We start from the raw sequence: 22,072 nt of genomic DNA on the forward strand, positions 1-22,072 counted from the left end.
CTACCCCTTGAGCACCCAGTCGGGCTTGCGCTTGTCGAAGAAGGCTCCAATGCCTTCGCGGGCTTCCGGCGTTTCCCAGGTATCGGCCAGACGCCGGATCGTATCCTCGACAACCGCGTCGGAAATGTCCGGGCCAAGGGATCGTGCCAAAGCCTTGCTTGCTGCTACAGCTGAAGGTGCCGCGCTCAGATAGGGCTTGATCTCCACTTCGACTGCATCGTCCAGATCATCGACGCTGACAACCTTTGCAACGAGGTCGAGATCCCGTGCCTCGGCAGCATCGAAGATGCGGGCGGACATGAAGACGCGGCGGGCCTTTCCCTCGCCCATGCGCGCAAGAACGTAGGGACTGATCGTTGCGGGGATCAGCCCAAGCCGGACTTCAGTTAGGCCGAACTTCGCCGTGTCGACGGCAACCACCGTATCGCAGACGCTCATCATGCCGATGCCGCCGCCGAACGCCTGACCCTGCACTCGGCCGATCAACGGTTTGCGGAGTTCGTTGAGCGCCTTGAGCATCGCCGCCAGCTTTCGTGCTTCGGACATGCGGGTCGTCCGGTCTGCGTGAAACTGTTCGCGCATCCAGCCGAGATCGCCGCCGGCGCAGAAGCTTTCTCCGGCACCGGTCAGGACGACGACCCGGATGGCGTTGTCGTTGTTGAGCAACTCGGCGACAGCGGTCAGCTCGTTGATCATGGTTGCCGACAGCGAGTTGTGCTTTTCAGCTCGGTCAAGCGTGAGTGTCGCGACGCCCCGTGCGTCGGTGGTCAGGGATATGGTCTCGAAACTCATGCGTCAGGTGTCCTCAGCTTGCGGGCGAATTCCGACACCTCTTTCAGACGGTCCCTGTCGAGGCCGGTTTCGAAGCCTTTCTCCGCCATCAGGTCGGCGACGGCCTCGGTCGCGACATTGCCCTTCGCACCCGGCGCATAGGGGCAGCCGCCAAGGCCGCCAATGGCAGTGTCGAAGGTCCGAAGCCCCTTGTCGAGACTGACGGAAATGTTGTCGAGCGCCCGGTTGCGGGTGTCGTGATAGTGGCCGGCAAGCTTGTCGGCGGGTATTTCGGCAAGAACTGCATCAAGCATGGCGCCGATGGTCTCCGGGGTGCCGGCACCGATTGTGTCGCCGAGGGAGATCTCATAGCAGCCGATGTCGAAAAGCTGTCTTGCGACCTTGGCGACCGCCTCGGGAGCGACTGCTCCGTCATAGGGGCAGTCGGTCACGCAGGAAACATAGCCGCGCACCGGCATGCCGTCCTGATGGGCCTTTTCCAGCAGAGGCTTGAACCGCTCGATGCTCTCGTCGATCGAGCAGTTGATGTTCTTGCGCGAGAAGCCCTCGGAGGCCGATCCGAACACGGCGACTTCGTCGGCGGACACCTTCTTGGCTGCCGTGTAGCCTTTCACGTTCGGCGTGAGGGCGGAGTAGATGACGGCAGGGTGGCGGTAGATGCCTTCCAGGACCTCGGCCGCGTCCGCCATCTGCGGCACCCACTTGGGGCTGACGAAGCTGGTGACCTCGATCTTGCGGAAGCCGCAGGAGGACAGCATGTCCACGAGCCGGATCTTGTCCGCTGTCGGGACGAAGGTCTTTTCATTTTGCAGGCCGTCGCGCGGGCCCATTTCGAAGATCGTGACGAAGTCTGACATCTCAGATTGCTTCCGTTTCCTGGATCGCGCGTTCGCGCAGTTCACGGCGGATGACCTTGCCCGTGGTCGTCATCGGCAAGGCGTCGACAAATGCGATCTCACGCGGATACTCGTGCGCCGCGAGCTGAACCTTCACGAAGTCGGCGATTTCCTTGGCGAGTGCGTCGCTTCCCTCCTGCCCTGCCTTCAGGACGATATAGGCCTTGACGATCTCGGTCCGCTGCCTGTCCGGCTTGCCTACGACGCCGGCAAGGGCCACGGCCGCATGCTTCAACAGGCAGTCCTCGATCTCGCCCGGGCCGATCCGGTATCCCGACGAGGTGATGACATCGTCGTCGCGTCCGATAAAGCGGATCCAGCCATCCGCATCCCGTTCACCTGTATCCCCCGTCAAAAGCCAGTCGCCGACGAACTTGGCCTTGGTTGCCTCCGGATTGTTCCAATATTCGAGAAACATGACCGGGTCCGGAGCACGCACCGCAATGTTGCCGAAAGCGCCATCCGGCAGGATGTTGCCCGTTTCATCGACCACATTGACGTCGTGACCGACTGCCGGACGTCCCATAATGCCGGGGCGGGCGTCCATGATCGACGAACAGCTCGACACGATCATGTTGCACTCGGTCTGGCCGTAGAACTCGTTGATGGTCAGGCCAAAGGTCTTGCGGCCCCATGAGATCAGTTCCGCACCAAGTGTTTCGCCGCCCGAGGCGATGGAGCGCATGTCGAGGTGCCAGCGGGCTTCGGGAGCGTCGACCTGGCGCATCATCTTCAGCGCCGTCGGCGGCAGGAAGGCATTGCGGATCTTCTGGTCCTGAATCAGCTGAAAGGCGGCTTCGGCCGTGAACTTCTTGAACCGGCAGGCCACAACAGGCACGCCAAGAAGGAGCGCCGGCATCAGAACATCCAGCAACCCTCCGATCCAGGCCCAGTCGGCGGGGGTCCAGATCCGGTCGCCCGGCTGCCCGAGGAAGTCGTGGCTCATTTCGACACCGGGCATGTGTCCCAGGAGCACGCGGTGGGCATGCAGGGCGCCCTTCGGCTGGCCGGTGGTGCCGGAGGTGTAGATGATGATGGCGGGATCGTCGGCGGATGTCGCCAAGGGATCGAACCGCTCGGACTGTTCGGCCAGCGCGGAAGACAGATCCTGCGCTCCGTGAATGTCGCCATCGGTACAATAGACTGTCTTCAGGTCGGGCAGCTCGTGGCGAATGCGCGCCAGCTTCTCGGCGCCGCTCGCATCTGTGACGACGACCTTGGTGCCCGAATTCTCCAACCGGTAGGCGAGGGCCTCGTCCCCGAAAAGCGCGAACAGAGGAATGCTGATCGCGCCGAGTTTCAGGGCAGCGATATGCGAGATCGCCGTTTCGGGCGTCTGCGGCAGCAGGACCGCGACCCGCTCACCGGGACGCACCCCTTTCGACGCGAACAGGTTTGCAAGCTGATTGGAGAGGCGCTTCAGATCCCCATAGGTGTAGTTGGTGGCGTCCTGCCCCTCGTTCGCAAATACGAGTGCAACACGGTCCGGCTCCTTTGCGGCCCAGGCGTCACAGATCGCGATGCCGATGTTGAAGGTCGCGGGGATGTCCCATGAGAAACGCTCGAGGAGCTCGTCGTAGCTTGTTGCCTCAGGCAGCATCTTCTTCCTCCGCCAAGGCAAGAAGAAGTGTACCGTCCTGAACCTGATCCCCTGCCGAGACCAGAACTTCGCCGACAGTCCCGTCTCGCGACGCGGTCAGCGTATGCTCCATCTTCATGGCTTCGAGAACGATAAGGGGCTGGCCCTTTGTCACCTCCTCGCCGGCCGTGACGTTCAATACCTTGACCAGACCCGGCATCGGTGCGATCAACCTGTCGCTGCCGACGCCCATGTCCTCGTCCTCTGCCAGATGGTCCGGGCGGCCGAATTCGTAGGCTGCGCCGTTGCAGAAGACGGTAATGTGGTCAGGCTCTGTCGAAACAGTTGCCGTTTGCCTGTGGCCGGCGCAGTCGAAGGTGAGCGTGTCTCCTTCGATCTTCACCAGATCGAAGACGGTGGGCCCTGCTTCCAGGTGCACCTCGAACCGATCCTTTCCGAGTGCATGGACTTCGACGTCGAGCCGTTCGCCATTGTGCTCAAGCAGAGCGTACTGGCGGGAAAGTGTCCACATGCGCCAGCCTGAAAGCTGGTCCCAGGGATCGTTACTCTCCGCTGAGCCGGTCAGGCCAAGTGCCGAGAGTGCGGCAAGCGCGATTGCAGCGCCGGGAGTTGGTTCGACGGCCAGAAGCGTTTCGAGGTCGCGGTCAATCAGGCCGGTATCGACATCGCCGGCGGCAAAGCCGGAATGTCGGCAAAGGCTGGCCAGGAACCCGGCATTGGTCACGCAGCCAGCAACGCGGCTGGCTTCAAGGGCCGCGAGCAACTTGGCCAGGGCCTCACCCCGGTCGGCGCCATGAACGATAACCTTCGCGATCATCGGGTCGTAGAAGGGGCTGATCTCGTCACCTGACCGCACACCGCTGTCGATGCGGGCCATATCTTCCGGCAGATGCAGATGGGTGAGGGTTCCAATCGCAGGGAGGAACCCCTTCGCGGCATCTTCCGCATAAAGGCGGGCCTCGAAAGCCCAGCCGTTGATGGCGAGTTCATCCTGTGTCTTGGGCAGAGGCTCGCCAGAGGCAACCCGCAGTTGCCATTCCACGAGATCCTCGCCGGTGATCATCTCGGTCACGGGATGCTCCACCTGCAGGCGGGTGTTCATCTCCATGAAGTAGAAGCGGTCGGCCCTCAGACCATCAGAGACATCGGCAATGAACTCGATGGTGCCGGCACCGGTGTAGTTGATTGCCTTGGCGGCCTTGACCGCGGCCTGGCCCATGGCAGCGCGCATGTCGGTCGGCATGTCGGGGGCAGGGGCCTCCTCGATCACTTTCTGGTGGCGACGCTGCAGCGAGCAGTCGCGTTCGAACAGATGGACCACATTGCCCTGGCTATCACCGAAGACCTGGATCTCGATATGGCGCGGTTTGGTCAGGTATTTTTCGATCAGAACGCGGGGGTCGCCGAAGCTCGCCTGTCCTTCACGTTGAGCGCCTTCCAGTGCTGCCTTGAAGTCTTCCGGACGGTCGACACGGCGCATACCCTTGCCGCCGCCGCCTGCCCGGGCCTTGATCAGGACGGGGTAGCCAATTTCGTTGGCGCGATCTTTCAGGAACTCGGCGTCCTGATTGTCGCCGTGGTAGCCGGGAACGACGGGAACGCCAGCCTTTTCCATCAAGGCCTTGGCGGCGTCCTTCAGCCCCATGGCCCGGATCGCATCGGCGCGGGGCCCGATAAAAGCGATGCCGGCCTTCTCGAGTGCGTCGACGAAGGCGGGATTTTCCGAAAGGAAACCGTAGCCGGGATGAACGGCCTCGGCGCCGCTCTTGCGGCACACCTCAATCAGCGTGTCGGTCTTCAGATAGCTATCGGCAACTGGAGCCGGGCCGATGTGCCAGGCTTCGTCCGCCATGGTGACATGTTTTGCGGCGGCGTCTGCGTCAGAGTAGACGGCGACGGTCTTGATACCGAGCTGGCGGGCTGTCTTGATGACGCGGCAGGCGATCTCGCCCCGGTTTGCGATGAGGATTTTCTTGAACATCACTTTGCCTCCCCGGCGAGATCTTCCACGAGGCGGAGCTGCTCGCAGACCAGTTCCATTTCTGGCGAAAAACCGCCATTGCGCTCGAAAAAAGCCTGATGGTCGCGCCGCCAGCCGGCAAGGTCGTCGTTCTCGCCTTCGCTGAGCGCAAATTCGGCATCGACATCGCGGAAGCGGCAAATGACGACGGAAAGAGTTTCGGTCACCAGCGCCGGCTTACCGTCCCAGTCCAGGGCTATGTTCTTGCGTCCAACAACCGGCATGACCTCTTGCCCGTCAGAGAAGTCCCGCAAGGCTCCGCAGGTGCCGGTTTTCTTGCCGCTTCGCACGAGTGCAATCAGCTCTTCCGACAGCTCGGCACTGTCGCCGAAAGCGAAACTCTCGGCGCCGGGATATCTTGCTTTCACGGTATCCAGTGTCAGGGGCATCGCATCACATCCGGAACAGGCCGAAGCGAGTGTCTTCGATCGGCGCATTGAGTGTGGCGGAGAGGGACAGGCCGAGAATGTCACGGGTCTTGCGCGGATCGACGATGCCGTCGTCCCAGAGGCGGGCCGATGCATAGAGCGGATGACCCTGTTCTTCGAACTGCCTGATGATCGGCTGCTTGAACGCGGCTTCGTCTTCCGTCGACCAGGAGCCGCCCTTGCGCTCGATGCCATCGCGTCTGACGGTGGCAAGAACGCCTGCCGCCTGCTCGCCGCCCATGACCGAGATGCGCGAGTTGGGCCATGTCCACAGGAAGCGCGGAGAGTAGGCGCGACCGCACATGCCGTAGTTGCCGGCACCGAAGGAGCCGCCGACAAGCATGGTGATCTTGGGAACTCTCGAGGTCGCCACGGCGGTCACCAGCTTGGCGCCGTCCTTGGCGATGCCGCCGCTTTCGTATTTCTGCCCGACCATGAAGCCGGTGATGTTCTGTAGGAAGACCAGAGGAATCTTGCGCTGGGAGCAGAGCTCAACGAAATGGGCACCCTTTACCGCGCTTTCGGAGAAGAGCACGCCGTTGTTGGCGATGATGCCGACCGGAATGCCGTGAATATGTGCGAAGCCGCAGACGAGCGTGGTACCGTAGCGGGCCTTGAACTCGTCGAAACGCGAGCCGTCGACAACGCGGGCGATCACTTCCCGAATGTCGTATGGCGTTCTCAGGTCTCCCGGGACGACACCGAGGATTTCCTCCGGATCATATAGCGGATCCTCCGGCGACTGCAGGGCAACGGTCGGACGTTTCGTGCGATTCAGGTTGGCGATGGAGCGACGTGCCAGGGCAAGCGCATGGGCATCGTCGCGGGCAAGGTGGTCGGCAACCCCGGACAGGCGCGTATGAACATCACCGCCACCGAGATCTTCTGCCGAGACTTCTTCTCCCGTCGCCGCTTTCACAAGCGGTGGGCCGGCGAGGAAGATCGTGCCCTGGTTCTTCACGATGATTGTCTCGTCCGACATGGCCGGCACATAGGCACCGCCCGCAGTGCATGAGCCCATGACGACCGCGATCTGGGCAATGCCCTTGGCTGACATGTTCGCCTGATTGAAGAAGATGCGGCCGAAGTGATCGCGGTCGGGGAATACCTCGTCCTGATTTGGCAGGTTTGCACCGCCGGAATCTACCAGGTAGACGCAAGGCAGGTTGTTCTGCTCGGCGATTTCCTGGGCACGCAGGTGCTTCTTCACGGAGAGTGGATAGTAGGTGCCGCCCTTTACGGTCGCGTCGTTGGCAAGGACCATGACGTCCTGACCCTCGACCCGGCCAACCCCGGCGATCATGCCTGCAGCCGGAGCAGCGCCGTCATACATGTCGTGGGCAGCCAGCATACCGACTTCCAGAAACGGCGAACCGGGATCGAGAAGGCGCGATACGCGTTCGCGGGGCAGGATCTTGCCGCGGGAAACGTGGCGCTCGCGCGCAGCCTCGCCGCCGCCGTCGAAGGCAGCCTGTGCGGCTGAGCGGACTTCTTCCAGCGCGGCCTCATGCGCTGCCCGGTTGGCAGCAAACGCCTCGCTGCGAGGTGACAGGTTCGACTTGAGGATGGTCATCTCATCCCGCTCCCTTCGGGGTTTGGTCAGGACCGGGGGCGACCGATTTGCGCACCATGTCCAGATAGATTGTCTCGATGTCGTGACGGGTCAGGCTTCCGCCCTGGCGGTACCAGGTCGGGATGCCGGTCAGCATGGCAATGATGGCACGGGTCGCAACGCGCGGGTCGGCGACTTCGTAGCGTCCAGCGGCGGCGCCGGTGTTCAGGATCTCGGTCAGGATGGCTTCGTAGCTCTGGCGCGTGGCCTCGATCTCGCGGAAGTTCTCCGGTTCCAGATTGCGCAGCTCCATGTAGGAGACGAAGACCTCATCGGCGCGCTGAAGATGGTAGCCGATATGGAATGAAACAAAGCTCTCCAGCGGATCGGCGGTGTCTGCGCGTTGCTTGGTCCAATCTGCCCATGCATCGTGCAGGCCGCGCATGTGCTGGAGCATGAGATCCTTCAGGATGTGCTGTTTCGTCGGGAAATGATTGTAGAGCGCGCCGGGCTGAACCCCGACTTCGGATGCGATCTGCCGCATCGATACGGCCGCATAGCCATGGCGTGCGAACAGTTTCAGCGCGGCAGCGCGAACGCGCTTCGCCGTCTTGCTGCCTTTCGTCTCGCCAGACGCAGATCCGTCTGCTGCCGAAGTGGCAATGTCATCCAGCATCGAAGTCCTCCCGAGAAAAAAATAAATGAACGATCATTCATTTTCAAGCTGAAAAGGAAGCTTTCGGGACTACGGGGTTTCACAGGGCGGAAAAAGAAGCTTTGCTGTCAAAAATCCGTAACGGTTCTCGGATTCACAGGGAGGGATGACTGGCCCGCCACCGTCTCCGGGCCTGCGATTGGGAAGGGCAAATCTGATGAGCGATGAAAGTGCGCGCAGCTGGGTTGAGGCTGAGTGGCTGGACAGTCTGGACGAAGAGCTGGAGATGGAGATTGACGACCAGCTGATTTCCAAGGAGCTGGCGTTCATCTCGCATCACAAACACAAGTCCGAACTGGACCGGAAAGAGTATTTCTATTCTCTCCTGAAGCTTCAGGCCGAACTGGTGAAGCTTCAGGACTGGGTCCAGCATACCGGGCAGAAGGTCGTGGTGGTGTTCGAGGGGCGTGATGCTGCTGGCAAGGGTGGTGTGATCAAGCGGATTACCCAGCGCCTTAATCCGCGCGTCTGCCGCGTGGTCGCCCTGCCAGCGCCAACTGAGCGCGAAAAGACCCAGTGGTATTTTCAGCGCTATGTCCCGCATCTGCCCGCGGCTGGCGAAATTGTCCTGTTCGACCGCTCCTGGTACAACCGCTCAGGGGTGGAGCGGGTCATGGAGTTTGCATCCGAGATTGAAGTCGAGCAGTTCTTCAATGACGTCTCCGAGTTCGAACGCATGCTGGTACGATCCGGCATCACCCTGGTGAAATACTGGTTCTCTATCACCGACCAGGAACAACAACTGCGCTTCCTGATGCGCATCCATGATCCGCTGAAGCAGTGGAAACTGAGCCCGATGGATCTGGAATCCCGCGTTCGCTGGGAGGACTATACCAAGGCCAAGGAAGAAACCTTCGAGCGGACCAACATTCCCGAAGCGCCCTGGTTCATCGTCGAGGGTAACGACAAGAAGCGTGCGCGCCTGAACTGCATCAGTCATCTCCTATCCATGCTGCCATACGAAGAAGTTCCCCACGAGCCGGTGCACCTGCCCGAGAGGGTGTTCAATCCCGACTACGAGCGCAAGGTCCTGCCGGACGAACTCTACGTGCCCTCAAAATACTGATGCTGCTGCTTCGCATCCGTTTGCCCTTGTCAGTAGCCCCGTCTCCCGTCTAGACAGAAGCGGATTGAGGAACGAACCTCATTTGATGTCCGGGAGAGAGCTTATGGCGCAAGAAAGCAAGACGATCCGTTGGGGAATCCTGTCGACGGCAAAGATTGGCGTTGAGAAGGTGATCCCCGGTATTCAACGTTCAAGGACCGGTCGAGCGGTCGCGATCGCCTCTCGTGGGCTCGAAAGGGCAGAGGCCGCGGCGAACGAACTTGGTATCGATAAGGCCTATGGCTCTTATGAAGAACTGCTTGCCGACCCGGATATCGATGCAATCTACAATCCGCTGCCGAACCACATGCATGTGCCCCTGACACTGCAGGCGGTTGAGGCCGGAAAGCATGTCCTTTGCGAAAAGCCGATAGCGCTCAATGCCGACGAGGCCCGCCAGCTTCTGAACCTGCCGAAGGATCGGCTCGTCGCTGAGGGGTTCATGGTGCGGGCACACCCGCAGTGGATCCGGGCGCGCGACATCGTTCGTTCCGGCGCGCTGGGCGATTTGCGCGCGATCCAGTCTTTTTTCAGCTACTTCAACGATGATCCCGGGAATATCCGCAACAAGCCGGAGATCGGCGGCGGAGCGCTTCTGGATATCGGGTGCTATCCGATGGTGACCGGGCGCTATTTCTTCGAAGCCGAGCCGAAGCGCGTTCTCTCCCTGATCGACCGCGATCCGGATTTTGGCACGGACCGCCTGTCGAGCGCGATCATGGATTTCGGCAATGGCCGCAGGCTGGATTTCACGGTGTCGACGCAGCTGGTACCCTACCAGCGGGTCAACCTGTTCGGCACCAAGGCGCGACTTGAGATCATGATCCCCTTCAATGCTCCGCAGGGCGAGGAAGTGACGATCAGGTTGGATGACGGGTCGGGCTTTGCCGATGTGTCGGCGAAACCTGAGACCATCGGGGCCAGCGACCAGTATGCCGAACTGGCAGATGTTTTCGGTCAGGCGATCCAGGGCAAGATCGACCTGCCATATGGTCCGGCCGACGCTGTTCAGAACATGGCGATACTCGATGCGATGTTCGAATCCGAAAAGGCGGACGGCTGGGTTTCGCTCTAAAGACTCGGAAGCTCAAACAAAAACCCCGCCGAATTCGGCGGGGTTTTTTTATCTGACATGTCGAGGCGGCTTACTTGAGCGGCGCCAGGACCATCACCATCTGGCGGCCTTCGAGGCGCGGAGAAGACTCGACCTTGGCGATCTCTTCGGTTTCCTCGCGGACCTTGTTCAGCAACTTCATGCCAAGATCCTGGTGAGCCATTTCACGGCCGCGGAAACGGAGCGTAACCTTGACCTTGTCGCCGTCGTTGAAGAAGCGCAGCATGTTTCGCATCTTCACCTCATAGTCATGGGTGTCGATGTTCGGACGCATCTTGATCTCCTTGATCTCGACGGTCTTCTGCTTCTTGCGCGCCTCGGCAGCCTTCTTCTGCGACTGGTACTTGTACCGGCCATAATCCATGATTTTGCAGACGGGCGGCTGGGCATTCGGCTGGATTTCTACGAGATCCAGACCTGCCTCCGCGGCGATGTCCATGGCTTCATCCGTGGGGATGATGCCCCGGTTGGAGCCTTCGTGATCGATCAACTGGACTTCGCGAACGCGAATTTCTTGGTTGGTGCGCGGGCCTTCCTTGGTGGGTGGCGGGGCGCGGAACGGACGGCGAATGGTCGCTATCTCCTGTATTGTTGAACATGTCGTCGATGTCGCTACCGTGCAGATAACACGAAATGCCCAGCATCCGTGATGCCAGGGCCATTCTGCCCACAGGCAGCGAAAAGACACCTAAAAAATCAAGCGAATCCGTGGAAAAGTCAACCTTTATCCTCGGCCTTGGCGTATGCGCAGGTTCGAAAATCGCAATTTGCCGCTCAGCTGCCTTGCATTCTGAGGCTCGTCGGGCCTAGTCAAGGCTGAAGGATCAGGCTGTGAGCCCTCATGGGCTTCCCAGAATAGGAATGTACCCATGCAAGGCGGGCAGTTTGTGGTTCAAATCCTCAAGATCACATTTGGATTTGTTGCGGCCCTTGTGACTGCTGGTCTCTTCCTGGCGTGGGGGCTCTTTCAATCCTCCGGACCCGGAGACGATGTGGTCGCATTCGCAGCCATGGTAGGCACAGGCATGGTGACGGCGAGTGTCATTGGCGCCGTCGCCATGGCCCCTGCATTCATCGCAATTCTGATTGCGGAAGTGCTTTCGCTCAAGGGCGCGATATACCATGTCGGCGCGGCCGGGGTGATCGCCTTGGCAATCTGGATGTTCGATCCTCAGGCTTCCGGGGCAGGCCTTCGACCTGGCACGACGATCGTGCTGGCTGCGGGCTTCATGGCGGGCATAATCTACTGGTTGATCGCCGGGCGAACATCAGGATGCTGGCGGGATGCTGGCCCGCAGGCGAATGACGCTGAAGGGCAGAGCTAGGCCTGATCCTCGAGGTTGCCGCTGTCCAAAGTGCGCCGCGCCGCATCTACGTGCTCATCGCGAACATATGCCCGCATCATGGTAATTGCGGCCATGAGAACGCCGGCATCGTCGCCAAAGCCGATCCCGATGAGAAAGTCGGGAATTACATCTGTCGGCAGGACGAAGTAGGCCAGCGCTGCCAAGGCCGTTGCACGCACTTTCGCGGGAGTTTTCGGATCGAGGGCGCAGTAGTAGCTCGCGACAACGTCTTCCATGAAAGGAATCTGTCGCGCTGCCTTGAGCGCTGTGCGGGCTAGCTTGTCGCGCAGGCGCTGCTTCTGCTCTGCTTCCGAGCCGAGGGTGCCGGTATCGAAATCAAGATTTTCGAATGGATCTGCCATGATCGACAGATGGTGACCGTGCCGGGCGACGTCAATGGCGTCACCCGGCACATGTCATGTCAGTTCACGCCGCGTGTATCGAGGATGCGCTTGGCGATTACCTGTGCCTGGATCTCGCCGGCACCTTCGAAGATATTAAGAATGCGTGCGTCACACAGGACGCGGGACACCGGATATTCCAGGGCGAATCCATTGCCGCCGTGGATCTGAAGCGCGTTGTCGGCAGCGGCCCATGCAACACGCGCACCCAGCAGTTTCGCCATTCCGGCTTCAAGGTCACAACGACGGCCGGAGTCCTTTTCCCAAGCAGAGAAATAGGTCAGCTGGCGAGCGATCATGAGCTCGACGGTCATCATGACCAGCTTGTCGGAAACCCGCGGAAAGGCGATCAGTGGTTTGCCGAACTGAATTCGTTCTTCAGCGTAACGTAGGCCGAGGTCGAGAGCGGACTGGGCAACCCCGAGAGCGCGAGCCGCTGTCTGGATACGAGCGCCTTCGAAGGTCTGCATCAACTGCTTGAAGCCTTGGCCTTCCTCGCCGCCGAGGAGGTTTTCCGCCTTGATCTCGAAGCCGTCGAAGCCGATCTCATACTCCTTCATGCCGCGATAGCCGAGAACCTCGATCTCGCCGCCGGTCATGCCTTCCGCCGGGAACGGATCTTCATCCGAGCCGCGCGGCTTTTCGGCCAGGAACATGCTCAGGCCCTTGTAGCCGGGCTCGTTCGGGTTGGTTCGGGCGAGTAGTGTCATGACGTCGGCGCGCACCGGGTGGGTGATCCAGGTCTTGTTGCCGTAGACCTTCCAGGTGTCGCCTTCCTTGACGGCGCGGGTCTTGAGGGAAGCCAGATCCGACCCGGTGTTCGGTTCGGTAAAAACAGCTGTCGGGAGAATCTCGCCGGAGGCAATCAGTGGCAGCCACTTTTGCTTCTGGTCGTCGGTGCCGCCGCACAGGATGAGTTCGGCCGCGATTTCGGAGCGCGTGCCCAATGAGCCGACGCCGATATAGGCGCGGGAAAGCTCTTCGGAGACGACACACATGGACTCCTTGCCAAGGCCAAGTCCGCCGTATTCCTCGGGGATAGTCAGGCCGAATACGCCCAACTCGGCCATCTGGGAAATGATGTCCAGCGGGATGTAGTCGTTTTTCAGGTGCCACTCGTGTGCATGCGGTGTCACGTTGTCTTCTGCGAAACGGCGCATCTCGTTGCGGATCTGCTCGTAGGTCTCATCCAGTCCGCAATCGCCGAAGGTGGACTGTCCTGCGAGGTTGCGAATGAGCTCCGCCACCTTGAGGCGCAGATCGGCGGAATTCCCTGACATGATCAGATCGTCGATGTCAGCCGTCCGCGCTTCTGCGACAGCGCGCGCGTTGACGCCAAGGTCAGTCAGGCGCACGAATTCGCCCTGGTTCATCGGGATGCCGCCGAAAATCTGCGCCAGATATTCCGAAAAGCCGATCCGGACAATCAGATCCTCGAGTTCACCATAGCGGTTTTCGCCCTTCAGTCGGGTCGCATAGGCATCAAGCTGGCGGAGCGACTCAACGTAGGTCGCGAACCAGGCAAGGCCGTGGGTCGCACGTTGTTCCTTGTCCATGAGAGCAGAGGAAACGCGCTCTCCCTCCATTACGCGTGCGCGAACGCTTTTCGCTGCCAGATCGAGAAGGCCGTCCAGCGTTGCAACGGCACTGGCGGTCAGGGTCGCAAGACCAGTATCAGATGCGGCAGGCGCAGCTGCGGTCGACATCAGGGCATCTCCGTATTCATTTATTGCGCGAGGCATTTGTTTATTGTTTCTATGTTGCGCTGCAGCAGGACGCTTGTCGAGCGTTTCTTTCTCCGCCTTTCGAAGCATAGACGACTGGCGGTGTTGCCAACCGAGCTTGACCTTTAAGGCCCGGCACAGTCACATCGGATCATGAGGTTAAACCTGATTTATCGATCCACGAGCCAGGTCTTGCGTGATGCCCTCGGGCATTTCAGCCGAGATGACGGTTTCGCAATGGCAAGCCACGTTGCGCTGTCAGTTCTGCTGGCGGTCTTTCCGCTGCTGATCTTCATCGCTGCCCTTGCCGCCTATTTCGGTCTCGAGGGAGCTGCCGACCAAATTTCGGATCTTGTGTTCGATACCTGGCCAGATCAGGTCGCAGCGCCGGTGGTTCGTGAAATCCACGAGGTGCTGACAGTGCCGCGCGGTGATGTCCTGACCTTCGGCGTGATTGCCGCGATATGGTTTGCTTCCAACGGCCTGGAGGCGATGCGCACCGCATTGAACCGGGCCTATCGTCAGCGCGAAACGCGCTCCTATGTGCTCCTCCGGCTTCAATCGCTCGGGCTGGTGATCCTGGGAGCCTTCATCCTGATCGCCTATACGTTCCTGATCGTTCTCGCGCCGCTTGTCATCACGGCTATCACCCGATGGTTTCCCGTTGCGCAGGAGGTTCTTGCCTCAGTCGATCTGGCGCGTCTGACGCTCGCTGGTGCGCTTCTGGTCGTCGGGCTTTTTCTGGTGCATTGGCTGCTGCCTGCCGGACGCCGCGGCTTCATGGAGATGGTGCCAGGGGTCTTCGCAACGCTCGCACTGTGGATGGTGTCCGGAGTTGCCTTCGGTGCCTATCTGGCAACTTTCGCCAACTACGTATCGACCTACGGCGGCCTAGCAGGGATCATGACCGCGCTGGTCTTCATGTATATTTGCTCACTCGCCTTCATTCTCGGTGGTGAGCTGAATGCGGCGATCATCCGCCAAAGAACCTTGCGCGGCAGGGCGAGCTAGGCTTTTCGGCCGATTTTCAGCCTGATCAGAAGCACGGCACAAATCACCAGGATCATGCCGGCGATCTGCGTGATCGTGAGCGTTTCGCCAAACAGGAAATAGCTTTCGATGCTGGTCGCGACGGGGACCAGGTAGAAAAGCGAGGCAACCTCGGAGACGGCTCCCTGGCGTATCAGGACCATGAGCAACAGGATTGCTCCGATAGACAGGACAAACACGAGCCAAAGCAGCGCGAACGTGAACTCTCCAGACCATTCTATCGCCCAGCTTTCGCGAAGGGTAAAGGGAAGGCAGAACAGTACTGCGCCAACATATTGCCAGAAGGTTGCGGTTAGAAGGTCCGTCTGTGGGACAAACCTCTTCTGGTAGACGGTTCCGATGCTGATCGCGACAACGGCAATCACGACTGCCAGAATCGTGACCGTTTCGATGCCTGATCCTGCTGCCCCGAGCTTGGGGCCAAGAACCATGACGAGGCCGCTGCCGCCCAGAACTAGCCCCGCCCAGTGTTTGGCGAGAATCGGTTCGCGCAGGAGCGCTGATGCGGCCAGCACGCTCAAGACCGGTTGCAGGCCGACGATAATGGCACTGGCGCCCGCAGGCATCCCATTATCGATCGCCCAGAACACCCCCCCAAGATAAATGCCGTGAACGAGAACGCCGGTCACCATGCAGTGCCAGATTTGGGATGACGAGTTTGTCCATTTTGCCCGGGCCGCTGCAATGATCAGAAGTAGAAATGGCAGCACCAGCATGAACCGAAGCGACAGGAAGACCATGGGATCCGCATAGGGCGCACCCAACTTGGATCCGATGAAACCGGTCGACCAGAGCAGCACGAAAAGAGGCGGGGCCAAAAGAGCAAGAGCTTGATGAAGCATGATTTCCAAATCTTGGAAGTAAAAGCAGGCAGGATGCTTACTGCGTGGGCAGGAATGTCTATTCTTTTTGCAGCCTGATTGGCATGGCTAAACCAATTTGGCCAGACTTAATTAACGACTTTGGTTGACCCTGATGTGGAAATTCGTTGGTCAAGACCTTCCCAAACTAGTGGTTACACATGGCAAAGATGCAATCCCGTTTAGTGAGCCTTCCTGGCTTGTCCCTGCGTGCGAAAATCATGTCTCTGGGAGTTCTTACGACGGCAGGGCTTTTTGTCGTTGGGGCAATATTTGTATGGAGCCAGAATCAGGTCGCCGGAGCCTTCCTCAGACTTGAGGAAAGTGCCGAGCTGACCCGGCTTGTTTCCGACCTCTCGGAAAGCGCTCGTGGCATGCAGGTGCTCGAGAAAAGCTACACTTCGATTCCGGACAAGCGGATCCACGAGACCTTTGAGGCCGATCTGGCCGCATCGCGTGCGGTCGCGACAGCAATCTCCCAAAAGGAAGTCGCGAAGGGGTTGGATGCGAATATCGCCGACGTTCTGGACACGTTCGATGGTGCAGAAGGAGCGTTCCGCCAACTCGACGAGATCCAGGCAAGGATCGGTTACAGCCCCGAAGATGGCCTCCTGGCAGTCCTCAATGATACAGCAGGCGCCGTGCAAAAGCGCATCAAGAAGGAAATGAACTTCGGTGGCGGGCCGGACTTCGAAAAACTCGCCCGCTCGGTCCTCGAAATCCAGTTGGCCGAGAAGGAGTTTACGGTTCAGAAAAGCGACCTTGCGCTTGGAAATTTCGAAGTCGCATTCGGACGCTATGAACGCCTGATCAAAAAGGCTTACCTGCCGAACGAGATCAAGGCGGATATTACCGCGAAGATGGCGTCTTATCGGGAAGCGTTTGACGCATACACGGCCGCCTCTGCGGAACTGACACGTTCGGCGGAGTTGCTTGATACACTGTTCGATCTCATTCCGCCGCACATAGCGTCATTGAACGAAGCGGCGCGCGCCGCCGAACTTCAGGCGGAAGAAACGCTTGTGAACGTCCGTACTCTGTCTTCGACGGTTATGACGGCGGTCATCGTCGGTCTTCTGGTCGGTCTCACAGCGCTTGGACTGCTCATAGGACGCTCCATTGCGGCGCCAATGGCGCGTATGCAAAAAGCCATGGAAGCCCTGGCGGGAGGTCAGTCCGATATCGAGCTTCCGGCGGAAGCAGGCGGCCGCGAGCTTGCCGCGATGGCTCGCACGATTGCCGTTTTCCGGGACAATGCTCTGGAACGGGTTCGTCTTTCTCATGAGCAAGAACAGGACAACGCTGCGCGTGATGAACGTGTCCGTCGCCTTGAGGGTCTGATTTCAGGCTTCGAAGCAACAGTAGGCGAAGCACTGCAAAGTCTGGATCATTCGACCGGCCAGCTGGTTCATTCCTCCAAGGCCGTGGAAAATGCGGCCGACGAGGCTTCGGACACGGCGTCCCGGGCGAGCGACGCAGTCCGACTGGCAAGCGAGAATGTCAATTCTGCTGCTTCGGCCAGTGAAGAGCTTGCAGCCTCGATCAACCAGATCTCAGGTCAAGCGTCCAAATCGACTGAAGTAGCGAAGCAGGCTCTGGACAGTGCGCAGGGTACCCACAGAACGATGAACGAGCTTTCCCAGGCCGCGGTCCGCATCGGAGAGGTCATGGGCCTGATCCGGGACATCGCGAACCAGACGAACCTGCTAGCGCTGAACGCGACCATCGAGGCAGCCCGCGCCGGTGAAGCCGGCAAGGGCTTCGCCGTCGTCGCCGCAGAGGTGAAACAGCTCGCCGACCAGACTGCCAAGGCAACTGGGGATATCGAAACCCAGGTCGAGGCCATTCAGGGGACGTCAACGGACGCGATGCAGGCCATCGAACAGGTCACCGCTATCATCACCAACATGGAGGAGCTTGCGAGCTCCGTGGCCTCTGCAGTCCAGCAACAGGATTCGGCCGTTCAGGACATTGCCCAGAACGTTGCGCAAGCCTCGAACAAGTCCGATCAGGGGGCAGAACTCATGGGTACCGTTATGAGCGCGTCCGAGCACTCCCGTTCCACGGGCACCGAGGTTGATCGACTGGCGTCCTCGCTGTCCGAGCAGGTTGTACTGATCCGGGACGAAGTCTCTCGCTTCCTTTCTGGTGTACGCGCCGCCTGATACCGTAAAATGCCCAGGCGTCTCCGTTTCCCGGAGGCGCCTGGCGCGTCGAACTGCCCTGTGGCGAGCCCGGTCCATGCATGATACGCAGGACCGGATTTCTTTTGTCGGTCAGGGTGAGCAAGATGCAGGAAACCATTGTCATCATCGGCGCAGGCCAGGCAGGAGCGCAAGTCGCCCAATCTCTGCGTCAGGGCGGCTTCGAAGGACCTGTCAGGCTTATTGGCGACGAAACGGCCCCTCCGTATCAACGGCCGCCGCTGTCAAAGAAATACCTGCTCGGTGAGATCGGCACTGAAGCGCTCTTCCTGCGCCCTCCGGCGTTCTACACGACCCAAAACATCGATCTCATTCCCGGCACATCAGTTGCGTCAATCGATACGTCCGGCAAACGCGTCGTGCTGGAACGCGGCGACACGATCTCCTACGGCAAACTTGTCATTGCGACCGGTACCCGCGCACGAAAGGCTCCGATACCTGGTAGCGAACTGGACGGAGTTGTCACCCTGCGTACCATTGCGGATGTCGATGCCATCCGGGAGCGCCTGCTGACCGGGCAGAAAATCGCGATTATCGGGGCGGGCTATATCGGCCTTGAGGTGGCTGCCGTCGCCAAACAGCTTGGCAAGGACGTAACCGTCATCGAGGCGCAGGACAGGCCGATGAAGCGGGTCGTTTCGCCGGTAATCTCCGAATTCTATACCCTCCTTCACCGCGGCAAGGGTGTCGAATTGCTGCTTGAAACGGGAGTTGAGGCAATTGAGGGCGAAGGAGCCGTTCGCTCAGTCCGCACATCAACCGGCAAGACAGTCCCGGCCGATCTCGTGCTGATCGCGATCGGTGCAGAGCCCAATGATGAACTGGCGACAGATGCCGGTCTAGAGACGGATAACGGTATTCTCGTTGATGGCGCGGGTGCGACCAGCGATGAAGCCGTCTATGCAGCGGGCGACTGCACGCGCTTCTATTCCAACCGTTATGGGCGTTCGGTTCGTATGGAGAGCGTTCAAAACGCAATCGACCAGGGCAAGGTTGTCGCGCAGGCGATCCTCGGCGAGGATGTCGATTACGACCCTCTACCCTGGTTCTGGTCTGATCAATATGACATCAAGCTGCAGATCGCCGGCCTGTCGGACGGATACGATGAAACCAGGGTGGTTGGTGACACAAATGTCGGAAAATTCTTTGTGGCCTACCTCAAGGGCGGGCGCCTGATTGCCGTCGACAGTGTCAACTCGCCCAGATCTCACATGATGGCGCGGCGTGTGATCGGAGAAACCTGGCGCGACGACTTACTCCCTGAAAGCGCCTGAACGGAGGCGGCCGCGATACTGGTCAAACAAAAGCCTGCGCTCGACTGAGTGCAGGCCCTTGTGGTGCCAATGTCGAAGCCTTTTGCCTTATGCAAGGCGTGCGTTCTGGAGGATCAATCGCGTCACCTCCTGGGGGATTTCCAGATGCGGCATATGTCCGACCCGCTCGAAGATGTGGGTCGCGATGATACCAGGCAGCTTGTGTGACTGCCGCGTCGGCAGGACCCGGTCCTGAGTTCCCCAGACGACCTTGATCGGCATTGGAAGTTCGGAAAGTTCCTTGCGTGGCAGGGTCTTCTGGACGTCTCCGTCGATGATCTCTTCTGCAATTGCTGCCAGCGTTTCGACAGCGCCGGGACGTGCCCGGCTTTCGGCAGCGGTCTTCGCGAGAAGCTTGGGGAGCTTGAACTCCCAGCCGAAGAACTGCTCAAGCAGCATTTCCATTTCTGCCGGATCTGTCGCCGCGGCATATCTGCGGAGCAAGCGATGATTGATTTCCGGGCCGAAGCCGCCGGGTGCGAGCAGTGTCAGGCTTGCGACAAGATCGGGGTTCCTGAGAGCAACAAGGGCTGCAACCGCGCCACCCATCGAATGGCCTACCAAATGCACCCGGCCCAGCCCGAGTTCTTCGAGTGATTGCGCTACGGCCTTGGCCGAGACACCTGCGTTTCCGATTTTCGGCCAATACAAGGCTTGCCCATGTCCAGGCAGATCGAACGCAATGGATCGCTTGGAAGCAGCAACTGCCGTCTGAATGTTCGCCCAAGTCAACTTGTCACCGCCGAAACCGTGAAGCAACACGATTGGGCTGCCGTCGTCACCGTTTTTGGCGGCAACGTCATTCAAGGGCAGGTGCGGATGGACGGTCGGTCGAAGGTCGGTCATTTGGATCTCTGGCATGTTGACTTGCGGTCTATGGGTCGCATGAAATGCGAGTGGTTGTCACCGGTCAATTGATCGCAGCTTGGGTGTGGCCGCGGGTCGTATGGAGATGCGGCTTTCGCCCTGAGTCATGAAGTGTTAACCATCCTGCGGCAGTTGTTTCAAGTTCGCTCCGGTGATTTGCAACGAGTGCCTCCCGGAGCCAGTTTCACTATTTTCAAGAGACCCAAATGCGATCCACTGCTGCATTCCTATTGAGCCTAGCCGTTTTTTTCGCGGCCTTTCCGGCTCATGCCCAATCCGGTTTTTTTGACCCCGACAAGAAGCAATGGGTCGAGTACACGCTGACACCAGAAGCCGCAGGCAAGATTGCACGCAAAAAGTACAAGCGGAAGATGGTGTCCTACTACGGCAAGGAAGCGCCGGGGACGATCGTGATCGATACCGATGACCGCTGGCTGTACCATGTTCAGGGGAACGGGAAGGCGATGCGCTATGGCATCGGCGTCGGCAAAGACGGGTTTACCTGGAGTGGAACGGAAAAGATCACCCGCAAGGCGAAATGGCCCGGCTGGACGCCGCCCCCGGAAATGATCGTACGCGAGCGCAAGAATGGCCGTAGGCTGCCCGCATACATGCCGGGCGGTCCGAAGAATCCCCTCGGCGCACGCGCGCTTTACCTTGGCAATACGATCTACCGCATCCACGGAACCAACGAAGACTGGAGTATCGGCCGGGCGGTGTCGTCCGGATGCATCCGGATGCTGAATGATGACGTCGAGCATCTCTACGACAACGTAAAGATCGGCACCCAGGTAAAGGTCATGTAAGGGGCAATGCCTTACCGTTGATTGAGGGAGAAGGCCGGGAATTGCCCGGCCTTTGTCACTTTGGCGTCAACGCCAGAAGCCTCTGTTCTGAAGAAAAACCACTGAGTTGGAAAATGCCGGCCGGCTCCGACCTGCCGACAGCGTTCTCAGCAATTTCCTCCGTCATTAGCACCCGCTTTCCGAGCTGCTTTGTAAGCGCCTCCATGCGTGCTGCGACGTGAACGGTTTGCCCTATCGCCGAGAAGGTCAGGCGATTGGCCACGCCGATATTTCCGAACATGACCTCGCCGACAGACAGGGCGATGCCAATATCAAGGGGATGGAGGTTATGGCCGGACCGGTTGATCCCGTCGACACGCTCACAGGCCATGTCCGCGGCCGTGATGGCGCGCAAGGCTGCCTGCTTGAGGCCAAGATCCTTGATCGGGAAGATCCCAAGGACGGCATCGCCGATAAAATCCAGGATTTCACCTCCGCACTGTAGCACGGGACTCGCCGTCGCGTCGAAATAGGCATTCAGGAACGGCAGGTAACCATCAGGGCCGAGTTCCTCCGCGATCTGCGTGCTGCGGCGCATGTCGCTATAGAAGATCACGGCATCAATGCGTTCTCCGTCGCCGTGGCGGATCTGTCCGCTCAGTACCTTTGAGCCAGCCCAGTTGCCAAGATAGGTCTCTGCGATGTTTCGGGAGATCTGGGATTCCAGCTTCGCGCGAGCGGAGATCGCCAAGCGCTTCTGGATGTACCTGAGGCCGCCGATTTCGTCTTCGGTAAATCCGCCCGGTGATTTTGTTGCCCAGCTGACCAGGATGCCCGTGCTGCCGCGTTGGTCTTTCAACGACTGAAGATCGAAGTAGGTGCTTAGAAGCAGATAGTCGGTGAACCCTTCGCTCGCCAGCTGGCCGCATATCGGGAAGCGCTCAGCGTTTGCAGTGTCGTCCAGCAACAGCCTGAGTTCATCCTTGCCGTCTTCGAGAACGGACCGCATTGGGCTCTGAAGCCAGTCTGAACTCGCCTTGTCGGTATGCATGAAGGTCCGATGCTCAATGCCCGAGCCGAACTCCCACAGAACGGTCTCGGCATCGATCAAGGGATGCAGCGTTGCCCATCCCAGCATGCAGCGTTCAATCGGAATGCCTACGCTACGTAGATGCTCGCACAATTGGCCAAAGACCTCGGGCAGGGAAGGGCTGCGCAGCGCCTGGTCAATGAGCCAGTCCTCGATACCGTCGATTTTCGCCATGTCAATCATGGGGAGAGAGTAGGCATGCTCCGCACC

Annotated in this window: 20 protein-coding genes; 7 read left to right on the forward strand and 13 right to left on the reverse strand. The window is 59.6% G+C overall.

The genetic code is table 11. From position 1 onward, the window contains the following. The 7 genes from ACN0SY_RS13380 to ACN0SY_RS13410 are packed head-to-tail and all read right to left on the reverse strand — an operon-like array spanning nt 1 to nt 7,964. Nucleotides 1-792, reverse strand: a complete 792-nt coding sequence (locus ACN0SY_RS13380) for a crotonase/enoyl-CoA hydratase family protein (RefSeq protein ID WP_417687813.1) — start codon at nt 790-792, stop codon at nt 1-3. Beyond that, nucleotides 789-1,649: a hydroxymethylglutaryl-CoA lyase gene (locus ACN0SY_RS13385; protein ID WP_417687815.1), complete on the reverse strand. Its 861-nt coding sequence runs from the start codon at nt 1,647-1,649 to the stop codon at nt 789-791. Before ACN0SY_RS13385 ends, ACN0SY_RS13380 begins: the two co-directional genes overlap by 4 nt. A 1-nt stretch (nt 1,650) precedes the next feature. Then, nucleotides 1,651-3,288, reverse strand: a complete 1,638-nt coding sequence (locus ACN0SY_RS13390) for an acyl-CoA synthetase (protein WP_417687817.1) — start codon at nt 3,286-3,288, stop codon at nt 1,651-1,653. Then, nucleotides 3,278-5,269 (reverse strand): biotin carboxylase N-terminal domain-containing protein, encoded by a 1,992-nt coding sequence (locus ACN0SY_RS13395; protein WP_417687819.1) that lies wholly within the window; start codon nt 5,267-5,269, stop codon nt 3,278-3,280. Before ACN0SY_RS13395 ends, ACN0SY_RS13390 begins: the two co-directional genes overlap by 11 nt. Continuing rightward, the gene (locus ACN0SY_RS13400; protein WP_417687821.1) at nt 5,269-5,697 is read right to left on the reverse strand and encodes an ASCH domain-containing protein; all 429 of its coding nucleotides are present in this window, start codon (nt 5,695-5,697) and stop codon (nt 5,269-5,271) included. The genes ACN0SY_RS13395 and ACN0SY_RS13400 overlap by 1 nt, the downstream gene beginning before the upstream one ends. A gap of 4 nt (nt 5,698-5,701) precedes the next feature. Beyond that, on the reverse strand, nt 5,702-7,309 hold the full coding sequence (locus tag ACN0SY_RS13405; protein ID WP_417687823.1) for a carboxyl transferase domain-containing protein: 1,608 nt from the start codon (nt 7,307-7,309) through the stop codon (nt 5,702-5,704). Nucleotide 7,310: 1 nt separating this feature from the next. Next, nucleotides 7,311-7,964, reverse strand: a complete 654-nt coding sequence (locus ACN0SY_RS13410; protein WP_417687825.1) for a TetR/AcrR family transcriptional regulator — start codon at nt 7,962-7,964, stop codon at nt 7,311-7,313. Nucleotides 7,965-8,160: 196 nt separating this feature from the next. Here ACN0SY_RS13410 and ppk2 point away from each other — a divergent pair, with 196 nt between their 5' ends. After that, the gene (gene ppk2, locus ACN0SY_RS13415; protein WP_417687827.1) at nt 8,161-9,069 is read left to right on the forward strand and encodes a polyphosphate kinase 2; all 909 of its coding nucleotides are present in this window, start codon (nt 8,161-8,163) and stop codon (nt 9,067-9,069) included. Nucleotides 9,070-9,172: 103 nt separating this feature from the next. Further along, nucleotides 9,173-10,183 (forward strand): Gfo/Idh/MocA family protein, encoded by a 1,011-nt coding sequence (locus tag ACN0SY_RS13420; protein ID WP_417687829.1) that lies wholly within the window; start codon nt 9,173-9,175, stop codon nt 10,181-10,183. A gap of 70 nt (nt 10,184-10,253) precedes the next feature. On the opposite strand, the gene infC is transcribed toward ACN0SY_RS13420, so the two are convergent. Next, on the reverse strand, nt 10,254-10,793 hold the full coding sequence (gene infC / locus ACN0SY_RS13425) for a translation initiation factor IF-3 (protein WP_417687947.1): 540 nt from the start codon (nt 10,791-10,793) through the stop codon (nt 10,254-10,256). A 298-nt stretch (nt 10,794-11,091) separates the two neighbouring features. On the opposite strand from infC, the gene ACN0SY_RS13430 reads away from it, so the two are divergent. Further along, complete coding sequence (locus ACN0SY_RS13430) at nt 11,092-11,547, forward strand: translation initiation factor IF-3 (protein ID WP_417687831.1); 456 nt, start codon at nt 11,092-11,094, stop codon at nt 11,545-11,547. On the opposite strand, the gene ACN0SY_RS13435 is transcribed toward ACN0SY_RS13430, so the two are convergent. Together ACN0SY_RS13435 and ACN0SY_RS13440 are read right to left on the reverse strand one after the other, a co-directional pair. Further along, a complete protein-coding gene (locus ACN0SY_RS13435) occupies nt 11,544-11,930 on the reverse strand; it encodes a YkvA family protein (protein ID WP_417687949.1) in 387 nt (128 codons plus the stop codon). The two genes, ACN0SY_RS13430 and ACN0SY_RS13435, sit on opposite strands and share 4 nt — an antisense overlap. A gap of 59 nt (nt 11,931-11,989) precedes the next feature. Then, on the reverse strand, nt 11,990-13,675 hold the full coding sequence (locus ACN0SY_RS13440) for an acyl-CoA dehydrogenase family protein (protein WP_417687833.1): 1,686 nt from the start codon (nt 13,673-13,675) through the stop codon (nt 11,990-11,992). 171 nt (nt 13,676-13,846) lie between these two features. Between ACN0SY_RS13440 and ACN0SY_RS13445 the strand changes: the two genes are divergently transcribed. Beyond that, on the forward strand, nt 13,847-14,704 hold the full coding sequence (locus ACN0SY_RS13445; protein WP_417687835.1) for a YihY/virulence factor BrkB family protein: 858 nt from the start codon (nt 13,847-13,849) through the stop codon (nt 14,702-14,704). Here the strand turns inward: ACN0SY_RS13445 and ACN0SY_RS13450 are convergent. After that, on the reverse strand, nt 14,701-15,585 hold the full coding sequence (locus ACN0SY_RS13450) for a DMT family transporter (RefSeq protein ID WP_417687837.1): 885 nt from the start codon (nt 15,583-15,585) through the stop codon (nt 14,701-14,703). The two genes, ACN0SY_RS13445 and ACN0SY_RS13450, sit on opposite strands and share 4 nt — an antisense overlap. Before the next feature lie 239 nt (nt 15,586-15,824). On the opposite strand from ACN0SY_RS13450, the gene ACN0SY_RS13455 reads away from it, so the two are divergent. Both ACN0SY_RS13455 and ACN0SY_RS13460 read left to right on the forward strand, forming a co-directional pair. Further along, entirely contained in the window at nt 15,825-17,768 is a 1,944-nt protein-coding gene (locus ACN0SY_RS13455) for a methyl-accepting chemotaxis protein (RefSeq protein ID WP_417687839.1), read from the forward strand. Nucleotides 17,769-17,893: 125 nt separating this feature from the next. Beyond that, nucleotides 17,894-19,081 carry an NAD(P)/FAD-dependent oxidoreductase gene (locus ACN0SY_RS13460; protein WP_417687841.1) on the forward strand — a complete coding sequence of 396 codons (1,188 nt, stop codon included), beginning with the start codon at nt 17,894-17,896 and terminating at the stop codon, nt 19,079-19,081. Between the two features lie 87 nt (nt 19,082-19,168). Here ACN0SY_RS13460 and ACN0SY_RS13465 read toward each other — a convergent pair whose 3' ends face one another. Beyond that, nucleotides 19,169-19,966, reverse strand: a complete 798-nt coding sequence (locus tag ACN0SY_RS13465) for an alpha/beta fold hydrolase (protein WP_417687843.1) — start codon at nt 19,964-19,966, stop codon at nt 19,169-19,171. 227 nt (nt 19,967-20,193) lie between these two features. Here ACN0SY_RS13465 and ACN0SY_RS13470 point away from each other — a divergent pair, with 227 nt between their 5' ends. Next, a complete protein-coding gene (locus ACN0SY_RS13470; protein WP_417687845.1) occupies nt 20,194-20,793 on the forward strand; it encodes a L,D-transpeptidase in 600 nt (199 codons plus the stop codon). Between the two features lie 55 nt (nt 20,794-20,848). Here ACN0SY_RS13470 and ACN0SY_RS13475 read toward each other — a convergent pair whose 3' ends face one another. Then, nucleotides 20,849-22,036 carry an adenylate/guanylate cyclase domain-containing protein gene (locus ACN0SY_RS13475; protein ID WP_417687847.1) on the reverse strand — a complete coding sequence of 396 codons (1,188 nt, stop codon included), beginning with the start codon at nt 22,034-22,036 and terminating at the stop codon, nt 20,849-20,851. Nucleotides 22,037-22,072 lie beyond the last annotated feature (36 nt).

This window comes from Roseibium sp. (assembly GCF_048261595.1).
Taxonomy (GTDB): domain Bacteria; phylum Pseudomonadota; class Alphaproteobacteria; order Rhizobiales; family Stappiaceae; genus Roseibium.

Coding starts and splice junctions, on each gene's coding strand:
- ACN0SY_RS13380 (WP_417687813.1), bottom strand. CDS start 792: ATGAGTTTCGAGACCATATCCCTGACCACCGACGCACGGGGCGTCGCG.
- ACN0SY_RS13465 (WP_417687843.1), bottom strand. CDS start 19,966: ATGACCGACCTTCGACCGACCGTCCATCCGCACCTGCCCTTGAATGAC.
- ACN0SY_RS13445 (WP_417687835.1), top strand. CDS start 13,847: ATGAGGTTAAACCTGATTTATCGATCCACGAGCCAGGTCTTGCGTGAT.
- ACN0SY_RS13460 (WP_417687841.1), top strand. CDS start 17,894: ATGCAGGAAACCATTGTCATCATCGGCGCAGGCCAGGCAGGAGCGCAA.
- ACN0SY_RS13385 (WP_417687815.1), bottom strand. CDS start 1,649: ATGTCAGACTTCGTCACGATCTTCGAAATGGGCCCGCGCGACGGCCTG.
- ACN0SY_RS13475 (WP_417687847.1), bottom strand. CDS start 22,036: ATGGCGAAAATCGACGGTATCGAGGACTGGCTCATTGACCAGGCGCTG.
- ACN0SY_RS13430 (WP_417687831.1), top strand. CDS start 11,092: ATGCAAGGCGGGCAGTTTGTGGTTCAAATCCTCAAGATCACATTTGGA.
- ACN0SY_RS13410 (WP_417687825.1), bottom strand. CDS start 7,964: ATGCTGGATGACATTGCCACTTCGGCAGCAGACGGATCTGCGTCTGGC.
- ACN0SY_RS13455 (WP_417687839.1), top strand. CDS start 15,825: ATGTCTCTGGGAGTTCTTACGACGGCAGGGCTTTTTGTCGTTGGGGCA.
- ACN0SY_RS13440 (WP_417687833.1), bottom strand. CDS start 13,675: ATGTCGACCGCAGCTGCGCCTGCCGCATCTGATACTGGTCTTGCGACC.
- ppk2 (WP_417687827.1), top strand. CDS start 8,161: ATGAGCGATGAAAGTGCGCGCAGCTGGGTTGAGGCTGAGTGGCTGGAC.
- ACN0SY_RS13470 (WP_417687845.1), top strand. CDS start 20,194: ATGCGATCCACTGCTGCATTCCTATTGAGCCTAGCCGTTTTTTTCGCG.
- ACN0SY_RS13395 (WP_417687819.1), bottom strand. CDS start 5,269: ATGTTCAAGAAAATCCTCATCGCAAACCGGGGCGAGATCGCCTGCCGC.
- ACN0SY_RS13390 (WP_417687817.1), bottom strand. CDS start 3,288: ATGCTGCCTGAGGCAACAAGCTACGACGAGCTCCTCGAGCGTTTCTCA.
- ACN0SY_RS13400 (WP_417687821.1), bottom strand. CDS start 5,697: ATGCCCCTGACACTGGATACCGTGAAAGCAAGATATCCCGGCGCCGAG.
- ACN0SY_RS13420 (WP_417687829.1), top strand. CDS start 9,173: ATGGCGCAAGAAAGCAAGACGATCCGTTGGGGAATCCTGTCGACGGCA.
- ACN0SY_RS13405 (WP_417687823.1), bottom strand. CDS start 7,309: ATGACCATCCTCAAGTCGAACCTGTCACCTCGCAGCGAGGCGTTTGCT.
- ACN0SY_RS13435 (WP_417687949.1), bottom strand. CDS start 11,930: ATGGCAGATCCATTCGAAAATCTTGATTTCGATACCGGCACCCTCGGC.
- ACN0SY_RS13450 (WP_417687837.1), bottom strand. CDS start 15,585: ATGCTTCATCAAGCTCTTGCTCTTTTGGCCCCGCCTCTTTTCGTGCTG.